This is a genomic window from Leekyejoonella antrihumi (assembly GCF_007845645.1).
GTDB lineage: Bacteria > Actinomycetota > Actinomycetes > Actinomycetales > Dermatophilaceae > Leekyejoonella > Leekyejoonella antrihumi.
In genome coordinates, this window is sequence record NZ_VCQV01000018.1 from 86,158 (window position 1) to 102,070 (window position 15,913).

General features: G+C 63.4%; 16 protein-coding genes. 4 read left to right on the forward strand and 12 right to left on the reverse strand.

The window, feature by feature from the left end; genetic code table 11:
* The first annotated feature begins 138 nt into the window (after nucleotides 1-138).
* On the forward strand, nucleotides 139-1,005 hold the full coding sequence (locus FGL98_RS13560; protein WP_222432168.1) for an MOSC domain-containing protein: 867 nt from the start codon (nucleotides 139-141) through the stop codon (nucleotides 1,003-1,005).
* Between the two features lie 120 nt (nucleotides 1,006-1,125).
* Here FGL98_RS13560 and FGL98_RS13565 read toward each other — a convergent pair whose 3' ends face one another.
* The 12 genes from FGL98_RS13565 to FGL98_RS13620 all read right to left on the reverse strand — a co-directional run bounded on the left by FGL98_RS13565 (nucleotide 1,126) and on the right by FGL98_RS13620 (nucleotide 11,860).
* A complete protein-coding gene (locus FGL98_RS13565) occupies nucleotides 1,126-1,722 on the reverse strand; it encodes a hypothetical protein (RefSeq protein ID WP_146317306.1) in 597 nt (198 codons plus the stop codon).
* Nucleotides 1,723-1,747: 25 nt separating this feature from the next.
* Nucleotides 1,748-2,002 carry a hypothetical protein gene (locus tag FGL98_RS13570; RefSeq protein ID WP_146317307.1) on the reverse strand — a complete coding sequence of 85 codons (255 nt, stop codon included), beginning with the start codon at nucleotides 2,000-2,002 and terminating at the stop codon, nucleotides 1,748-1,750.
* 41 nt (nucleotides 2,003-2,043) lie between these two features.
* Nucleotides 2,044-2,226 carry a hypothetical protein gene (locus FGL98_RS13575; protein WP_146317308.1) on the reverse strand — a complete coding sequence of 61 codons (183 nt, stop codon included), beginning with the start codon at nucleotides 2,224-2,226 and terminating at the stop codon, nucleotides 2,044-2,046.
* Nucleotides 2,227-2,311: 85 nt separating this feature from the next.
* The gene (groL, locus tag FGL98_RS13580; RefSeq protein ID WP_146317309.1) at nucleotides 2,312-3,961 is read right to left on the reverse strand and encodes a chaperonin GroEL; all 1,650 of its coding nucleotides are present in this window, start codon (nucleotides 3,959-3,961) and stop codon (nucleotides 2,312-2,314) included.
* Between the two features lie 51 nt (nucleotides 3,962-4,012).
* Nucleotides 4,013-5,038, reverse strand: coding sequence for an NAD(P)-dependent alcohol dehydrogenase (locus tag FGL98_RS13585; protein ID WP_146317310.1), 1,026 nt, complete (start codon nucleotides 5,036-5,038; stop codon nucleotides 4,013-4,015).
* Nucleotides 5,035-5,769: an iron-sulfur cluster assembly protein gene (locus FGL98_RS13590; RefSeq protein WP_146317311.1), complete on the reverse strand. Its 735-nt coding sequence runs from the start codon at nucleotides 5,767-5,769 to the stop codon at nucleotides 5,035-5,037. Before FGL98_RS13590 ends, FGL98_RS13585 begins: the two co-directional genes overlap by 4 nt.
* Nucleotides 5,766-6,776, reverse strand: a complete 1,011-nt coding sequence (locus FGL98_RS13595) for an amidohydrolase family protein (RefSeq protein WP_146317312.1) — start codon at nucleotides 6,774-6,776, stop codon at nucleotides 5,766-5,768. The genes FGL98_RS13590 and FGL98_RS13595 overlap by 4 nt, the downstream gene beginning before the upstream one ends.
* Before the next feature lie 87 nt (nucleotides 6,777-6,863).
* A complete protein-coding gene (mimD, locus tag FGL98_RS13600) occupies nucleotides 6,864-7,208 on the reverse strand; it encodes a propane 2-monooxygenase effector subunit MimD (RefSeq protein WP_146317313.1) in 345 nt (114 codons plus the stop codon).
* Nucleotides 7,205-8,317: an aromatic/alkene monooxygenase hydroxylase subunit beta gene (locus tag FGL98_RS13605; protein ID WP_146317314.1), complete on the reverse strand. Its 1,113-nt coding sequence runs from the start codon at nucleotides 8,315-8,317 to the stop codon at nucleotides 7,205-7,207. Before FGL98_RS13605 ends, mimD begins: the two co-directional genes overlap by 4 nt.
* Before the next feature lie 67 nt (nucleotides 8,318-8,384).
* Nucleotides 8,385-9,431, reverse strand: coding sequence for an FAD-binding oxidoreductase (locus FGL98_RS13610; RefSeq protein WP_146317315.1), 1,047 nt, complete (start codon nucleotides 9,429-9,431; stop codon nucleotides 8,385-8,387).
* 95 nt (nucleotides 9,432-9,526) lie between these two features.
* The gene (locus tag FGL98_RS13615; RefSeq protein WP_146317316.1) at nucleotides 9,527-11,164 is read right to left on the reverse strand and encodes a ferritin family protein; all 1,638 of its coding nucleotides are present in this window, start codon (nucleotides 11,162-11,164) and stop codon (nucleotides 9,527-9,529) included.
* A 507-nt stretch (nucleotides 11,165-11,671) separates the two neighbouring features.
* On the reverse strand, nucleotides 11,672-11,860 hold the full coding sequence (locus FGL98_RS13620; protein ID WP_146317317.1) for a hypothetical protein: 189 nt from the start codon (nucleotides 11,858-11,860) through the stop codon (nucleotides 11,672-11,674).
* Nucleotides 11,861-12,358: 498 nt separating this feature from the next.
* Between FGL98_RS13620 and FGL98_RS13625 the strand changes: the two genes are divergently transcribed.
* The 3 genes from FGL98_RS13625 (at nucleotide 12,359) to FGL98_RS13635 (ending at nucleotide 15,614) form a co-directional block, all read left to right on the forward strand.
* A complete protein-coding gene (locus tag FGL98_RS13625; protein WP_146317318.1) occupies nucleotides 12,359-12,955 on the forward strand; it encodes a hypothetical protein in 597 nt (198 codons plus the stop codon).
* A 69-nt stretch (nucleotides 12,956-13,024) separates the two neighbouring features.
* On the forward strand, nucleotides 13,025-13,669 hold the full coding sequence (locus tag FGL98_RS13630; protein ID WP_146317319.1) for a GPR1/FUN34/YaaH family transporter: 645 nt from the start codon (nucleotides 13,025-13,027) through the stop codon (nucleotides 13,667-13,669).
* Between the two features lie 151 nt (nucleotides 13,670-13,820).
* The gene (locus FGL98_RS13635; protein ID WP_146317320.1) at nucleotides 13,821-15,614 is read left to right on the forward strand and encodes a sigma-54-dependent Fis family transcriptional regulator; all 1,794 of its coding nucleotides are present in this window, start codon (nucleotides 13,821-13,823) and stop codon (nucleotides 15,612-15,614) included.
* Nucleotides 15,615-15,913: the final 299 nt, after the last annotated feature.

Consider the following 15,913-nt stretch of genomic DNA (forward strand, 5'->3'; position numbering starts at 1 on the left):
CGGGGCTCCTTTCGCGACGTGCCTGGTCTGCCGAGTCTGGGCGTCACTGGGTCACCCCAATGCACCCGCTACACGATCATCGACAGGAGCTGAGCACACATGTCGGCCGACCCCAGACACCTGGCCTATCCTCGGGCAGTGAACCCCAGTCAGAGCGCCGACGCCTACTCCGCAGCAGATCGCATCGGGACCGTCATGGTCCTGCGCCGGTATCCCGTCAAGTCAATGCTCGGCGAGGTCGTCACCGAGGCCGCTGTCACGGCTGGTGGGATTGCCGGAGACCGGGTGTTCGCCCTGGTCGATCAGGCGACCGGGCGTGTCGCATCCGCCAAGCAGCCGCGCCTGTGGCGACTGCTGCTGCAATGCACGGCGGCCTGGCAGGGCTCCCGATGCACCATCACCCTGCCGGGTGGCCGCGCCTTCGAGCTGTCCACCGACGATGCGACCGGCAGCGCCCGCGGCGTGGATCGCGCTCTCTCCGACCTGCTGGGCCGCCCGGTCCATCTGACCGCGACGCGACCGGAGGCCGCCACCATAGCCCGGCCGTCGCCGGAAGACGTGATCGAGCACGGCCAGTCGGCCCGGCTGCCCTACGAGCTGCTGGAGCTCGGCGAGGCCACGCCGGGCAGCACCTTCGTCGACTACGCGCCGGTCAGCGTGTTCACGACCAGCACGCTCGAGCATCTGGGCGTCGACGAGGTGCGATACCGCCCGAATGTGGTTGTGCAATCGCCGACCGGCGCGGCGTTCGACGAAAACAACTGGGCCGGACGGCAGCTGCGAATCGGCGAGGTGCGCCTGCGAGGTCTGATCCCGATCCCGCGCTGCGCGATCCCGACCCTCGAGCACGGCAGCCTGCCACGATCGCTGGATGCTGTTCGCCGCCTCCTCACCGAGAACCGGGTCGACGTGCCCGACATCGGCCTCGCGCCCTGTGCCGGCGTATACGCCGAGGTGCTCACCCCAGGCACGATTCGGCCCGGCGACGCGGCGACCTTCGAATAGCCCCACCCCGCACACCGCCGAGCAGGCGGACGGGCGAATGGATGTTGCGTTAAATCTCGATCCGTGGAAGGACTTGGTTGATCGGCTGTGGCTGACGGCGAAGACAGCCAGGTCGTCGTCTCAATCTGGGACAGCCGCCTTGGAGTCATCGACCCCGACGACTCGCCACGGTGGAATGAAGCCCTCCCCCACCAGTGCATCCCAGCCGTGGAAGATCTCGCGGACGCCGCTCGCGGTCAGTTCGCTGCACTCGTTACCCGGCCCAGACGCGACCGCCAGCATCGCGTAGAAGAACAGCGAACTGACTTGACTCTCGGGAGACTCCTTGTGAATCTCCATCTCTCCCACGGCTGCCGACACGATCCGGTTCACCAGCTGGGTGAGGCCCGGCATTCGGCGAGCAGCGAACCCGCGAGCACCCATCTGTATCGAGGAGCGTGCTTCCTCCATCGCCGGTGTGGTCGGCGGTGCCTGTTCCGGCTGATATCTCGTGCTGTCTGCCGCTGCGGACAGGACCATACTGGCAATTCGACTGCCGTGCTGAATCGTGTATGGCTGCTCCAGCGAGCCCCCCAGCACGAACGCAGCGATGCCGTCGAGCGTGATGATCTCGAACGCCGGGATGGTCTCAAGCGTGAGCGAGGCCAGCCCATCAATACTGGCAGCTTGCCAGCCTCGTTGTCCGAGCGAACCGAATTCGGGCTGTTGCGTTGTCACGTGTTCTCCGTTCGTCGAGCGTCGTTCATATCTGGGATTGCTCACCGGAGTCGCGGCCGAGGGGGCAACCATGCACGTGATCGGGCGTCGTGCGATGGGTCCACTCGGCCAGACACACACGGCACAACCGCGCCCCTTGCCCTCGGCCGAGTACCGCGATCACCGGGTCGCCGAGGGCAAGGGCATTCTGCGCGAACGTGAAGATGGTGAACTCGTCCTCGGTCATCCGCTCACGCGGCTTGTCGACGAGCACCCGAATCCGCCTCAGGGCATATCGCATCCACGCATCATCGTCGACGCAATCGGAGTCCATAAGGCGGGTCAGCCGACGGCCAACTCTGCCAGCTTCGACCAGTCATGCCGCTGATCATCCAGACTCCGTGAACACCCGAACCAGACGGTGCCGTGCTCGGACCGGGACGACCGAGTGAGGGCCTCTGCGATCTGCAGCCATTGCTCCACATCTGCCACCTTTACCTTGAAGTTCGCGGCAATAGCGTTCATCGGTCCAACCTCCTTCACATCGGCGATGGTCCGGTCGCGCGGCGCAGGAGGTGAGCCGGTGAGCGCACCTCCTGCGCCCCTTGGGTCAGTAGATGTTCGACGGTCGGACCATTCCTTCGGCGAGGTCACCGAAGCCCGGTGCCATAATCGCTCCGGCGTTGCCAATCACCTCCTCGACAATCGCCGTCTCGGTAGTAATGAGCAGCGCCGCAATCGAGGCTGCACTCTCCAGTGCGCTGCGAGTCACCTTCACCGCATCCAGCACACCGGCATCAGCAAGCCGGACGCACGTGCCGGTCAGGGCGTTGAACCCCACACCGAGGTCCGCTGCCTGCACCTGTTGCAGGACTTCGTCACCGTCATAGCCGGCGTTGATCGCGATCCACCGCAGGGGCTCACCGAGAGCACGGCGTACGACCTCCTTGCCGACCGCTGCATCGCCCGTCAGCTCGACCTTGTCGATGGCCGAGGCGGCCTGGGCCAATGCCGTCCCGCCACCCGTCACGACACCCTCTTCAAGCGCTGCCTTCGCAGCGGCAAGCGAGTCCTCGGTGCGCAGCATCCGCTCCTTGAGCTCGACGCTCGTCGCGCCGCCAACCCGTATGACCGCGATCCGGCCGGCCAGCCGGGCAATTCGCAGCCGAAGGTTGTCCTGATCATGCTCGATCCTGGCCCGCTCGAGCTGCGTCTCGAGCTGCGAGATTCGGGTCGTGACCGCGGCCGCCTCGCCGTAACCACCGATGATGGTCGTGGCACCTTCGGACACCGTAATGTGCGCACACTCCCCGAGGTCTCGTTCGGTAACCTCGGAGAGTGAGACGCCCGAGTCCTCGCTGACCACTCTGCCGCCAAGCGCCACCGCGAGGTCCTCGAGCTCAGCAACCCTGCGATGGCCGAAACCTGGTGCCCTGACGACGACCGACCTGAAGGTGCCGTGCACATTGCCGCTCACGATCATTTGCAGCGCCGGGCCGTCCACATTCTCGGCAAACATCATCAGAGGTCGGTCCAACCTCCGCGCGGCCTCGATGGTCGGCATCAACTCCTGCACCTGAGAGATCTTCTTGTTCGTCAGCAGCACCACCGGGTTGGTCAGGCTTGCCTCCATGCGGTCCTGGTCCGTCACCATGTAGGGAGAGATGAATCCGTGATCGACCTCGATACCGTCGACTATCTCCAGCTGGAGCCCTGGAGTATCGGTCTCCTCGATCTCGACGACACCGTCGTGACCGACGGTGGTCAGGGCCTCGGCGATCACGCGCCCTATCCGCTCGTCGTCGTTCGCTGCGAGGGTCGCAACCCGCTCGAGGTCCTCCTGTCCGGACACCGGTGTCGAACGCTCTCGTAATATGTCGACGACGCAGGTGACGGCATCCTCGATTCCACGGCGCACTCGCATCGGGTTCGCGCCGTGTTCAACGGATTTAAGCCCTTCGCGCACCATCGCCTGCGCGAGCACGGTCGCGGTGGTCGTCCCGTCTCCGACCATGCCATTGGTCTTCATTGCGACTTCCTTGACCAGTTGCGCGCCCATGTTCGCAAATGGCTCACTCACCTGGATCTCGCGTGCAATCGTGACACCGTCGTTGGTGATCGTCGGAGGCCCGGTGAGCTTCTCGAGCACCGCATTGCGCCCCTTGGGGCCAAGCGTGACTTTGACAGCGTCAGCCAGGATATTGACACCCAGCTCGAGCTGTCGACGAGCATCTTCGTTGAAGCGGAGTTGCTTTGCCATCGCGTCATACTCCTTGCTATTGATGCTAATTCGAGGAACGGGTGAGGTGGATCAGGGCACGAGAATTGCTCGGCCACGCACCTTTCCCTGGTCAAGGTCATCGAGCGCCCGCTGAAACTCGGTGAGTTTGTACTGCTGGGTGTGCAGCTTCACCTTTCCCTGTGCGGCAAGAACCATGAGGTCCTGGAGATCGGCGTAGGTGCCGACGAGGTTGCCGATGAAGTTGATCTCAGTGGAGATGATGTCGATCGTCGGCACGTTGATGTTCTCTCCGTAGCCGATGACGTAGTAGTTGCCGGCGTCGCGCAGCATCGCGACGCCTTCGCCCGTCGCGCCACCCTCACCGACGAAGTCCAGCAGTGCCTCCGCGCCCTTGCCACCCGTAAGCTCACGGACCGCGTCGACCTGTCCACCATCCGCCAACACCGTCTGATCAGCGCCGATCTCCCGCGCCAGTGCGAGCGCCTCCGGATTGCGATCGACGACCACAAGTGTGGCTGCAGACATGGCCTTCATGCTCTGAATGCCGATGTGGCCGAGACCGCCCGCGCCGATGATGACACAGACATCACCCGGCCGCAGAAGCCGAGCGGCCTTGGCGCACGCGTGCTGCGCCGTCAGGCCTGCATCGGCAAGTGCTGCGACGTCTGCCGGCTCAAGGGCATCGTCGATCTTGACACAGCTGCGGGCACTCGTTCGGATGTACTCGGCATACCCGCCATCGGTGTCAATGCCGGGGAACTGGCTGTTTTCGCAGTGGACATCATCTCCAAGGCGACAGGCCCGGCACAGGCCACAGGTCATCAGCGGATGCAGGATCACCTTGTCGCCAACCTCCACGTTGGTGACGGCGTCGCCGACGGCATGCACCCATCCGGCGTTCTCGTGCCCGATCGTGTACGGCAACTCGACGCCGCTCTTCTCCTGCCACTGACCCTCAAGGACGTGCAGGTCAGTGCGGCAGACACCAGCCGCGCCCACCTTGACAATCACATCCAGCGGCCCTTGGACTGTCGGCTCGTCAATCTCCTTCAGTTCGAGATTCTGGTGGTAGCCGACCACTTGAACGGCCTTCATACTGCGCTCCTCAGGTTCGTGATGACCGGTCCATTGTCACTGCCGGCATCGTCGTATCGCGTGGCGAGCATGCCACGGCAAAAGTGCGAATTGCCCTCGATCGAGATGCGGGTTGCGGTGGCGAAGCGCAGCCGCATGGGTGCCTCATCCTTCCGCAACGCGACACCGTCGTTGTCGACCATTACTCGGCAGCTCGGCTCGATGCCAAGACCGATTGACGCCCGACGCCGCAACAGAGCACGGGTGTTCGCACCAAGAGGCAGGTCCCTCAGTTCCATGAGGCACAACTCGTCAAGAGACCACGTGCCACGCCGAAGCATCTGCATGCAGCTGCGTTCCATCGCGGCTAGGTGCGCCTTCCGCTGAAAGGTCAACCGCAGCTCATCGAGACTGTCCTCGGCCTCGTCACCGAAGGTTCCCCGATATCCGACGCCTGCGGCGAGCCCGGCGTTGATCTTGTCGGAGTCGTGGTGATCGTCAAGCATCACTCGGACCTGCCCGACGCCGCTGACTAGACCGAGTGCGTCCACTGCGTCCGACGCCATCAGGTAGGCGAAGTTGGGTGAGCAGAACGACGTGGGCAGTCGTAGGTGGACCGTCACCCCAAGGTCATCAATGAGGATCGACCGGACGAAGCCCAACTCGGTGATCGGTTGGTCGAGCTCCGGATCGAGCACGGTGTCCAGCGCCGTCAACATCTCGCTCTCTAGCGAGGTGACGAGCGCTGTCATGGCTGCGAGCCCACAGCAGCGCCCAGCTGCAGCTCCGCGGGGACCTTGATCGTCTTGGGATAGAGCGCGGCGATGTTGAGGCCGAGGATCTTCTTCTTGACCTCAGTCGTCAGTGCCGGGTACTCGCTCATGTCTGAGGGGAATTGGAAGTCGACGAACTTCTCCACCAGCCAGTTGGGCTGCCAGAGCGCGTAGTCGGACGAGAAGATGATCCGGTCCTCGCCTACCCAGTACAGCAGCTCACCGAGGATCTGCCCGAAGTAGCGAGGACGGGTGTGGATGAACGCCATGGCCACGGACATGCCCGCGTAGACATTCGGCTCCTGCGTGGCGATCCAGCAGAAGTCCTCCAGCCGCGGGAGGCCCACGTGCTCGACGATGAAGTTCAGATCGGTGAAGTCGGTGGCGCAGTGATCGATGTCCGCGACGTCGAACGCGTCCCTGTCAAGCGGGCGGATGGTCGGGCCCTTGTGCACATGGATGTTCTTGATCCCCAACTGCCGGCACTTCTCCAGGTACTTGTACGTGTCCGGGTCGCTCATCTTGAAGCCGCGAGACGTGTTGTGCCAGGCGGCGGTGTAGACCTTGACACCTTGCAGGTTGAACCGCTCCGCGTCCTTCTCGAGTTGATCGAGCCCGGCCTGGCCTTCCCGCGGGTCGAAGGTGCCGTTCATGGTGAGCTGGTCAGGGTGCTGCTCGCGAAGCTCCCAGGCTTCCTCCTGACGGTCGAATCCGTCCTTGTAGAAGTCCCACAGGTGCACACTGTTCAGCACCGCATGGTCTGCGTATCCGACCTCGAAGACATCATGCATCAGGTCCGTGGCGGCGTACTTCTGGTACTTCTTGTAGTCCCAGACGTATTCCTCCGGAGAGAGGTTGCGGTGGTAGTCGTAGAAGCACTCGATGAACTGATGGCCCTCGACCCCCTTGCAGTTCTCATCCGAACCGTCCCAGTAGTGGATGTGACCGTCCACTACGAAGTACTTCTCGCCGTCCTTCTCGTACATCGCGTCCTCATTTCGGTTGTGCTTGTGGCGTGTTGCAGGGGGACAGTCTTCGGGGCAGCCGTTTCGACTGCCCCGAAGGCTGGGGGTTCAGGAAGAGACTGTGAGGTCAAAGCCGATGTATTCGGCAGCGTCCTCCGGACTGGCAAAGAGCAACGTGCGGTCATCCAGGTGCACCATGCGACCGTAGTGCGTCGAGCTGATCTCCTCGAATACCGAGCCGTCGAAGTCCTCACCGAGGGCATCGGTCAACTCGTCGTAGTCGAAGTCGAGCTTGGTGGTTCCGTCCACCCGAATCATCGATGGGTACTCAACGAGGTCGACACCGTCCTTGGCGCCCATGACCTCAGCCACGACTCGTCCGATCGGTGTATTCATCAAGGTGACCCCACACTTGTCGGAGAACGACGCGTCCGACCCAAACTGCATGCTCATTGGTTCAACTCCTTCGGTGCGTCCAGCCCGATCTCCTCGAGCATCTGGGTGAACTTCTCTTTGGCTGACTGGAATGACTCGGCGTAGGTGCGAACCTTGTCCGCCGGCTGGGACCAGATGGGCTGCATAGCGTTGGCCGCGTCAAGGCAGCGCGGGACCCACTTGGTCATCCACGTGCCGAACAGCTCCTTGTTCGAGGCTCCGAACTTCTCGTCCTGCACGAGAAGCTGGAAGAGGACTCTGGTGTAGGACGAGTCGCGGTTGTAGTCATTCTCGCCGGCGCCGACGATCGTCGGTGTGATGTAGTCGCCGTTTCGCGCGGAGACCTGCATCATCAGCTCACTGCGGAAGAGCTGTCCGACGAGCTGCTCGAATACGACGTTCGTCGCGAACAACAACTCGCACCAGTCGCCGGTCGCCGTCAGCTCCTCCACAACCTTGCGGGTCGGCTGCCACTCGGAGCCGTTCTGCCACGCCTCTTTGTGCGCCGAGCCGTCGAACTCCAAATGCGACTCGGACAGGTCGAGGTTGAACAGCGCCAGCTCCTGCGCGAAGCGCATCTTGTGCGCCGCATTGACCGCGACCGCATTGTTGATCATGTTCGAGGGGCAGGACCGCTGAATCGAGGTGAACACGTGAAGCGCCAGCCCGTTCTCGGCATGCATCCACGCACCGAGATTCTGCGCCACGAACTTACTCCATGGAGCATTCCAGTGGTCGTATGCATTTGCTCGCTTGGCGTTCTCCAAGCAGAGGTTGATCTGACGGACCACCGCCGCATTGTTGCGGAAGATCGTCTGCTCCCATTCCTCGTTCGGATCAAGGAACTGGTGCCAGTTGGACGACTTCGCGGCCGTCCAGTCATGCGGGTAACCGCCTGGCCCATCTCCGAATCCGTAGATCCACCCCTGTGTGAGGTAGCGGTCCGGATCGGGCTGCACGTCGACAGTCACGTCCTCATAAACGGTCGCACGAAGCTTTGCCGGCTTGAAGTAGTTGTAAGTGCGGCTTTTCGAGCTCGGGAACTCGAGTGCGCCGGCTTCCGAGTCCGTGAATTCAACTCGTGGGAAACTGCGCTTCGTGGGCGCAGCAACTGGACTGTCTGCCATGGATCTCAACTCCATCTGGTGTGGTGCGCGGGGCTGGCGCCTAACGCATTCCGTCGTGATTTTTGGACTACTCGGCTGCGAGCGGGCTTTCGAACTTGTCATAGAAGACCTGGTCGTTGGGAACGCCCTGCTGTGCTGCCATCTCCAGCGCCGCGTCGACCATCGGCGGTGGCCCGCACAGGTAGACCTCGGCCTTGTGCAGGTCTGGCTCCCGTGCCTCGACGACCTTGGTAACCATTCCCGACTCGCTGGTCAGGCCCAACTCGTCCGCCCCGTCGGCCGACTCCGAGAGGCACGCAACGAACTCGAAGTCTTGGAGCTTCTCCCCAAGGGTGCGGATCTCGTCAAGGTAGAAGAGGTCACCCACCGTCCGTGCGCCGTAGTAGAAGCGCACTTTGCGGGTGTCGCCTGTCTCGCTCATGTGACGCAGCAGTGCGAGCACAGGCGCCATGCCGGCACCACCACCGATGAGGACGATTGGCAGCACGTGACCGTTCTTGAGGGTGAAGTTGCCGTACGGGCCGTGCAGGTGGATCCGGTCGCCGACGTCGATCCCGTCTTCGAGAAGCTCCGAGAACTTGCCGCCCGGGTACTTCTTGATCAGGAACTCGACATGACCCGAGGTGGTCGGGGTCGTTGCCATGGAGAACGAGCGGTGGTCCTCGGTGCCGGGGATGATCAAGTCGGCGTACTGCCCCGCCTTGAAGTCATACGAACTGGGCTCAACAAAACGCAGTTTGAGTCCGACGATGTCGTGCGTGTGCTCGACGAGCTCGATGACCTCGGTCTCGATCTCCTGCAGTGGCGCCGAGTTGAGTAACTCGTCCTCGTCGAAGTTGAGAAGCTCGATTGTGCAGTCGCTGAAGGCATGTGCGCGGCACAGCAGGACGTAACCCTCCTCAACCTCTGAGTCGTTGCAGGCGAATGTCGAGTAACGCTCCATCTGGATGTCGCCCTCGAGGATGTAGGACTTGCAGGCGGAGCACTGGCCCTCTCGACAGCCATGCATCAGATGGATGCCCTGGCGGAATGCGGCATCGAGGATTTTTTCGTCCTCACCGACCTCCATGTCGATGTTGACCGGCTCGAAGGTGATGCTGTGGCTGTCGGACATGGCGTCCTCCTGGTCGCTCGAATCTCGGTGGTGGTGCTGGGTGAGGGCGGTGCCGGTGCCGGGGCGAACGACGCCCCGGCACCGGCAGATCGCTGTTAGACGCGGCAGATGTTGTCGTTCGCGCGGTAAGCCGTCGCCCAGGCCGCACGCTCGTCGTCGGTCATCTCGTTGAGCAGAATGTTGGGCGACATGAAGACGTTGCCCTTCATGTCATCGACGGTCCACAACTTCTTGGGGTCGTCGAGCTCCAAGTGCGGTTGCGGGATGAGCGTCTTGCCATCATCGCGGACGTAGCCGAGGTCCTGGATGATCTCGGAATAGTCCTTGTTGTGGTGCAGGGTCTCCCACTCGCGGTGGCCGGTCAGCCGACCCATGTTGGGGGTGTCCCTACCCTCGTACTCCGGTCGGAACGCCTTGATGTCGGTCCAGGCGCACGTCTCGGAGCAGTAGGTCCGCCACTGGCCATCCACCTTCTCCATGACCATGTCTTCTCTGATCATGCACGGCACCATGCAGGTCCAGCAGCGGTGCGGGTACTCGTAGCCGACATCCTCGAACGCGATCGGCTTGTTCTTACCGGGGTAGCGCAGCCGGTTGTAGGCCTCCCACCACTTGCCGAATCGGCTGTACCAGCCCGGATACTTGTCCTCGAACCACTCGAAGTCCGTGTCGGTCATCGGGTCGATCCGCCAGTAGTTGGCGAGCCAGCCCGTCGCGAAGAAGCGTGCCGTCTCGTGGACGTAGAACTTGTTGGTGATGCGGTTCCAGGCCTCTTCGACCAGGTCGTGCGGGATCACCAGGCCGTACTTCTCCAGGGGGAGGAGATAGCTGCGGTAGTAGTCGTCGTAGATCCAGCGACGCCACATCTCCGCATACGACTCGCGGTCCTTGCGACGGTCCTTGGTGCCGTACTCGATGAAGGTGCCGATTGCAGCGTCGACGACGCAGTGGTTGTTCCACCACGCATAGCGAAGGTCACGCTCAAGGAGCGGACGGTTGCGCTCGTCGGCGAGAGCCATCAGCAGAATCGAGTACCCGTTGCTGATGTGCCGCGACTCGTCAGACTGCACAGAGTGGAAGACCGTGGGTAGGAGATAGTCGCCGTTCGCCGCTGCCTCATCGGGCATGGCGACGAAGAGCGTGTTGGTGAACGCCGTCTCCGCGACCACCGTCAGGTAGATGTTCGACGCGGTGATCGCGTCGCCGGTGATGAAGCCTTCACCGAACTGGCGACCGATGGTGCCCGCGTAGTTGTTCGCGAACGCCTTCTCCGTCATGTCGAAGCCAGCGGGGTCGATGTAGTTGTTCATGTACAACTTCTTGAGATTCATCTGAATCGTCGAGTGACGAACCTCGTCGATCATCTGGACCGCGAGCCCGTTGTGGATCTCCGGGTTGGGTACCGCATCGATGGCCATGGGCATGGCCCGGGCTGCCGAGATCTCCGGGAACGGAATGATCGACAGGAACAACTTCTGCCACTCCAGCCAACGCTGCTGGACCTGGCGGAACATGTTGCCGCGGATCGCGCCGTCCATGGCTCCGAAGACGCGGTTGTCCTTCTCTTCCTCCATCGGGAAGTAGGACCGCATGATCTGCTTCAGCGGGTCCTTCTTTGGTGCCTTCTCGAAGGTGTAGTCGGTGCCGAACCGGGTGGCGGGAGTCGCGAACGTGGGTTCCCAGGTGAGTTCGGAGATCTTCGCATGGGCCTTGGTCAGGCTCTGTCTGCTCATTGGTAGGTGCCTCCTTGGAATGCTGTCGAGCAGCGACCCGGACCTGTGGTCAGGGCTGCCCCGTGCCATTGATACAACCCCCCATCGGCACTGGCGGACGTCTCAATGTGAGACTCGTCACGAACTTGCGAGGCTGCGACCGCGGGATGCCCCCGATGAGGCCCCACCCTGGCGATGGGAGGCCAGGTTTTCTGCCCACTTCCGCTCCTTCCAGCGCCCACCGGCTCACCGCGCTCACAGGGTCGTCGATGTCGTCCTCCCCCTGCTGCCAGGTCGGACTCAGCCCGACGACACGGGGCAGCACCAGTCAGGGCCACACGCGTGTCCGGCATGGATCCGACCCAGGGACCGGCTTGCCCAGGACCGCGCTGAATCTGGACTTGGACGACCCCGCCGGCGAGCCGTGTGCTTGCTGTACCTCGGCTGGTAGTCCAGCCGAGCGACAAGCCCATTCGGCAGGTCGGCGACGGTTGTGCTGGCAGACCGCGAGCCGGCAGGGCGACGCGCTCACGGCGCGTTACAACGGGCCGCGGGATCCGACTCCAGTGCAGTTCCGATGCCATTGGTCCCGACCTCGTCTTCGCGACAGCTGTAACCCGGCGGCAGAAATACGGCATCCATCGACGTCACCAACGTGGCGTCACCACCGATCCGTCGCTGCACCCGGCCATGGAAGTCCGCGATCGCCCAGATCACCAGTTCGTTGGTCAGGTGCTACGCCAGCCGGTCGAGTACCGGGCCGACTACCCGACACACCGGCTCGGCTCAGGATGGCAGAACACGTACGTGAGTTCGGCAAGGCCGAACGGAGCCCGATCCGTCGCGCAGGCGCCAACGATGCGCGAATAAGGCCACGAACGAAAGGCGGCAGGGGCTCGCCGGAAGCCACAAACTCATCCCGCGCAACCGTGAACTACCAGTCGATCCCGGACGCCCAACCTTTTGGGGCGCTGCTCGAACCGCGCAGGCACCGGCATCCCGCGCTCGCTTTCCACAGACGCAGTTTGGGAGTGTACCCCCCAGGTGCGATCTCAGATTGAGACGGCAGGTGGAGTGTGCCGGAGTACTACTTGTGACGATCACATATTGCGGCATGAGGCGATTGGCGGCCGCCACCCGCCTGACTCCTTCTGCGCACGTCTGCGCGAACGAGGCAGAGCCGACACGACCTGACGTTCGAAGAACAGGAACCGCATGCCCTACCTGTCATTCGAGTCGCGGAGCCTGCGCAACTGGGAGGTCCCGAGACTCGACGGCCTGGCATCACTCACCATCGAGGCGATGCCGGCATTCGAGGCCCTCGCATTCGACGGCATCGCGGCTCTTGTCGTCGGAGGCAGCCTCGAGCCCCCGCACACAATCGAACACGGCAGCCGGGTCGCCAGCGAAGTCATCGCTGCCGTGGTGCGCAGCCCCCGGTATCACCTGACACAGGAACCACCGATCACCCCGGCGGTCCGGGCCGCGCGCTCCGCGCTGATGACCGGCGCGCATGACGTGGCCGCGGGCGGCGTCCCGGCCCTGATCCGGCTGGTCAGCCGAATCGTGGAGGCCTCATTGGACCAGTTTGCGACTCACCATGAGTCCTCACGGGACCAAGCACGCTCACTGTTCTATGCCGGGCTGCTCGCGACCGCTTCCGGGTCCCGCACCACGTGCAGCGATCTCGCCACAGCCGGCGTCAACGAGATCTTCGAGGGCTGGGAGGCACTGTTCACGGTCGGCCTTGTACCGCGGTTCGAGCAGAGCACGGGCCTGCCTCGTCTATCGCTTACTGAAGCAAGTCATTAGCCATTCCCGATCTCACCACACCGCCGGTTGAAAACCTTTCGCCGGTCACCCCATTGATGAGGAGCAGCCATGACCACTACCGATGAAACCCAGAACACCGACACCGGTCCCGCGATAGAACCCGCATCGAACGTTTTCCTCTCTGGCAACCCCAGCGCAATCGGGGTCCCGACGTTTATCGCAGGCTCGGTGGCGCTCGGGCTGGTCCTCATCGGCTACGTACCTGCCTCGGCCGTCGGCGCATCTCTGTCGATCATCCTGGCCGCTACCGGCGTCGGCCTGACGATCAGCGCAATCTGGGCGGCGACACTTGGGCAGAGCGCCGTCGCAGGCATCTTCGGAATCTTCTCCGGGTTCTGGCTCAGCTACGCCGTGCTGGTCCTCGGCCTGCTACACGGCTGGTTTGCGATCACCCCTGCCGCCGCCGTGCGCACGCAGGGGCTGTTCCTGATCACCTGGCTGGTGATCATCGTCATGCTCACGCTGGGAACGCTGCGCCTGCCACTGGCCTTCACCGTGCTGTTCGCACTGATCGACCTCGCCTTGGCCGCCGTGCTCATCGGCACCCTGGACGGTTCAACCGGGTGGCTGCACATCGGCGGTGTCCTCGTGTTCATCTTCGCCGCGGTCGGTGCCTACATCTACTTCAGCGTCGCCGAGGTGATCACCGGCGGAGGCGCCATCCCGCTGGGCCGACCCGTCATCGCGTCCTGAACCACCCGGTACAAGCGATGTGGTCACGGGCTGACGAGAGGGCAGCCCGTGACCACATCGCTGGACGTCACAATGTGCGACTCGTCACATTCTGGAGCGGGCAGCAGTGTACACTTGAGTTAGCCAGGTTTCGCCGCGATGAGAGACGCGTATGACTTCTCGTTCAGCATCGGGCAGAGCGGTGTTGCAAGCCCGCGAACTGTTTCTCGAAGGCGGGTCGGCCCTAGACGGAGCCGTCCGCGATGAGATCCGCGCGTCCTGGTTGAGATCGCGTCAGCACTCCATCGGCGCGGAGCACGTGCAGGCAACGTACGTCGAACGTGCAGATCCTCAGACCCTGTTGCGCGACAGCGCAATGTCTGTCCTGCGGGACGTCGCTCAAGAGATTGCCAACGAACCCGTGGCTCTGTTGCTGACCGACCCGCACGGCGTCGTGCTCGATCGGGTATGCGGTGACCGGGGGCTGACTCAACATCTTGACCGTGCACAACTCTCGCTCGGGTTCACCTACGCCGAGTCCTCTGTCGGCACCAACGGGATCGGCACTGCGATCGAGACCCGATCCCCCACGCTGGTGACCGGCGGGGAGCATTTCGTGGGGGATTTGTGCCAGTTCGGATGCGCTGGGGTGCCAATCGTGCATCCCCTCACCTCGGCGCTGGTGGGCCTGCTGGACCTCACGTCGTGGGCGCGAGACACGAACCCGATGCTCCTCGGGTACGCGCGAGCAACCGCCCGGCGCATCCAGGATCGGATGGTTGAGCGCACCAGTCTGAGCGAGGTCACTCTCGTGCGCGAGTACCTCTGGACCTGCCAACACGCCGGCGGCTCCGTGCTCGCGCTGAATGGCGAGCTGACCATGATGAACGCGCACCTGCAGCAGACGTTCGACGCCGCCGACCAGACCACGCTGCTCGCATGTGTCGCCGACGTCTCGGAGGCCAGGCGGACCGCGACCGTGATCGCGGACTTGCCCAGTGGGCAGGTGGTCCGGCTTGGGTACCGACCCACCTTCACCGAGCAGAACGCGTTCGCCGGCGGCATCGTGCAGATCAAACCGCAGGTTGCGACGCGCACTCACGAGCCACGGCATGTACCGGCGGTGCGACTACCCGGCGTCGTCGGCGCCAGTCCCACTTGGGAACGCGTCTGCCAGAAGGTCCTCGACAGCCAGCGACGGTCCGAATGGCTCGTCCTAGAAGGCGAGCCCGGCGTCGGTAAGTTGACCCTCCTGACCGGTGCGCACCGTGCCGCGCACCCCACGGGCCACCTGCGGGTGCTGGACGCCGCCGACGCATACGACATCGATGTGTGGCTCGATGAGGTGGCCGAAGAGCTCGACGCGCAACCGAACACCGGCACACTGATTCTGCGCAGGGTCCATCTGTTGCCCGAGTCGGCGGTCAGCTCGCTCGCGGGGATGCTGCTCGAGTGTCAGGGCAATACCGGCATCGCCACACAGCCGTGGGTCACGATGACCATGCCGTCAGCAGCCCATAGCGCCACCATCGACGCCGAGCTCCTTCCTCACTTCCCCCATACCATCGCGGTCCCTGCGCTGCGACACCACATGGACGACCTACCCCGCCTGGTCGCACACCTGCTCGGGCAGATATCTCGCGACAGTCGGCTCGCGCTGTCGGACGATGCGATGAACCAGTTCATGCGTCTGCCTTGGCACGGCAATGTCAAGCAGCTGCGGAAAGTGCTCACCGAAGCCGCCCGCCAGCGGCGAACCGGCATCATCGGGGTCGATGACCTGCCCCCGGAGTGCCGCTCGGTCAACCGCCGTCGCCTCACCACCATGGAGGCCTTGGAACGCGACGCCATCGTCGACGCCCTGGACACTCACGACGGCAACAAGGACCTCGCCGCGGAAGCGCTCGGCATGTCGCGCGCGACCATCTACCGCAAGATCAAGGGATTCGGCATCCGCTCGCGTTGAGGTTGGGGACGACGACGGTTTCTCACATTGAGACGGCACCCGAAGCGGTCCGGCCATAGCCTGCTGATGCCATCTGAGCGGGCGGCGTCCGCATCCGAAAGTCCCCTTGTTCCGGAAGGAATTTCATGGTTGACAACCACGAGACCCGTGAGGCCGAGCTCAACACGGACAGCCCCGGGGGGCAGTGTCCGGTCGTGCATGGGCGCGGTCTGCACCCGACCGAGGGAGAGCGTAGTTCCGGTTGGTGGCCGGGTCGGCTTAATCTGAAGTTGCTCGCGCGTAATCCTGCGGTGGCCAAC

Excerpts from the sequence above, each read along its gene's own strand:
- mimD (WP_146317313.1), bottom strand. The coding sequence starts at position 7,208 with ATGAGCATGCAGTTTGGGTCGGACGCGTCGTTCTCCGACAAGTGTGGG.
- groL (WP_146317309.1), bottom strand. The coding sequence starts at position 3,961 with ATGGCAAAGCAACTCCGCTTCAACGAAGATGCTCGTCGACAGCTCGAG.
- FGL98_RS13595 (WP_146317312.1), bottom strand. The coding sequence starts at position 6,776 with ATGTACGAGAAGGACGGCGAGAAGTACTTCGTAGTGGACGGTCACATC.
- FGL98_RS13605 (WP_146317314.1), bottom strand. The coding sequence starts at position 8,317 with ATGGCAGACAGTCCAGTTGCTGCGCCCACGAAGCGCAGTTTCCCACGA.
- FGL98_RS13615 (WP_146317316.1), bottom strand. The coding sequence starts at position 11,164 with ATGAGCAGACAGAGCCTGACCAAGGCCCATGCGAAGATCTCCGAACTC.
- FGL98_RS13575 (WP_146317308.1), bottom strand. The coding sequence starts at position 2,226 with ATGAACGCTATTGCCGCGAACTTCAAGGTAAAGGTGGCAGATGTGGAG.
- FGL98_RS13610 (WP_146317315.1), bottom strand. The coding sequence starts at position 9,431 with ATGTCCGACAGCCACAGCATCACCTTCGAGCCGGTCAACATCGACATG.
- FGL98_RS13635 (WP_146317320.1), top strand. The coding sequence starts at position 13,821 with ATGACTTCTCGTTCAGCATCGGGCAGAGCGGTGTTGCAAGCCCGCGAA.
- FGL98_RS13625 (WP_146317318.1), top strand. The coding sequence starts at position 12,359 with ATGCCCTACCTGTCATTCGAGTCGCGGAGCCTGCGCAACTGGGAGGTC.
- FGL98_RS13585 (WP_146317310.1), bottom strand. The coding sequence starts at position 5,038 with ATGAAGGCCGTTCAAGTGGTCGGCTACCACCAGAATCTCGAACTGAAG.
- FGL98_RS13570 (WP_146317307.1), bottom strand. The coding sequence starts at position 2,002 with ATGCGATATGCCCTGAGGCGGATTCGGGTGCTCGTCGACAAGCCGCGT.
- FGL98_RS13630 (WP_146317319.1), top strand. The coding sequence starts at position 13,025 with ATGACCACTACCGATGAAACCCAGAACACCGACACCGGTCCCGCGATA.
- FGL98_RS13590 (WP_146317311.1), bottom strand. The coding sequence starts at position 5,769 with ATGACAGCGCTCGTCACCTCGCTAGAGAGCGAGATGTTGACGGCGCTG.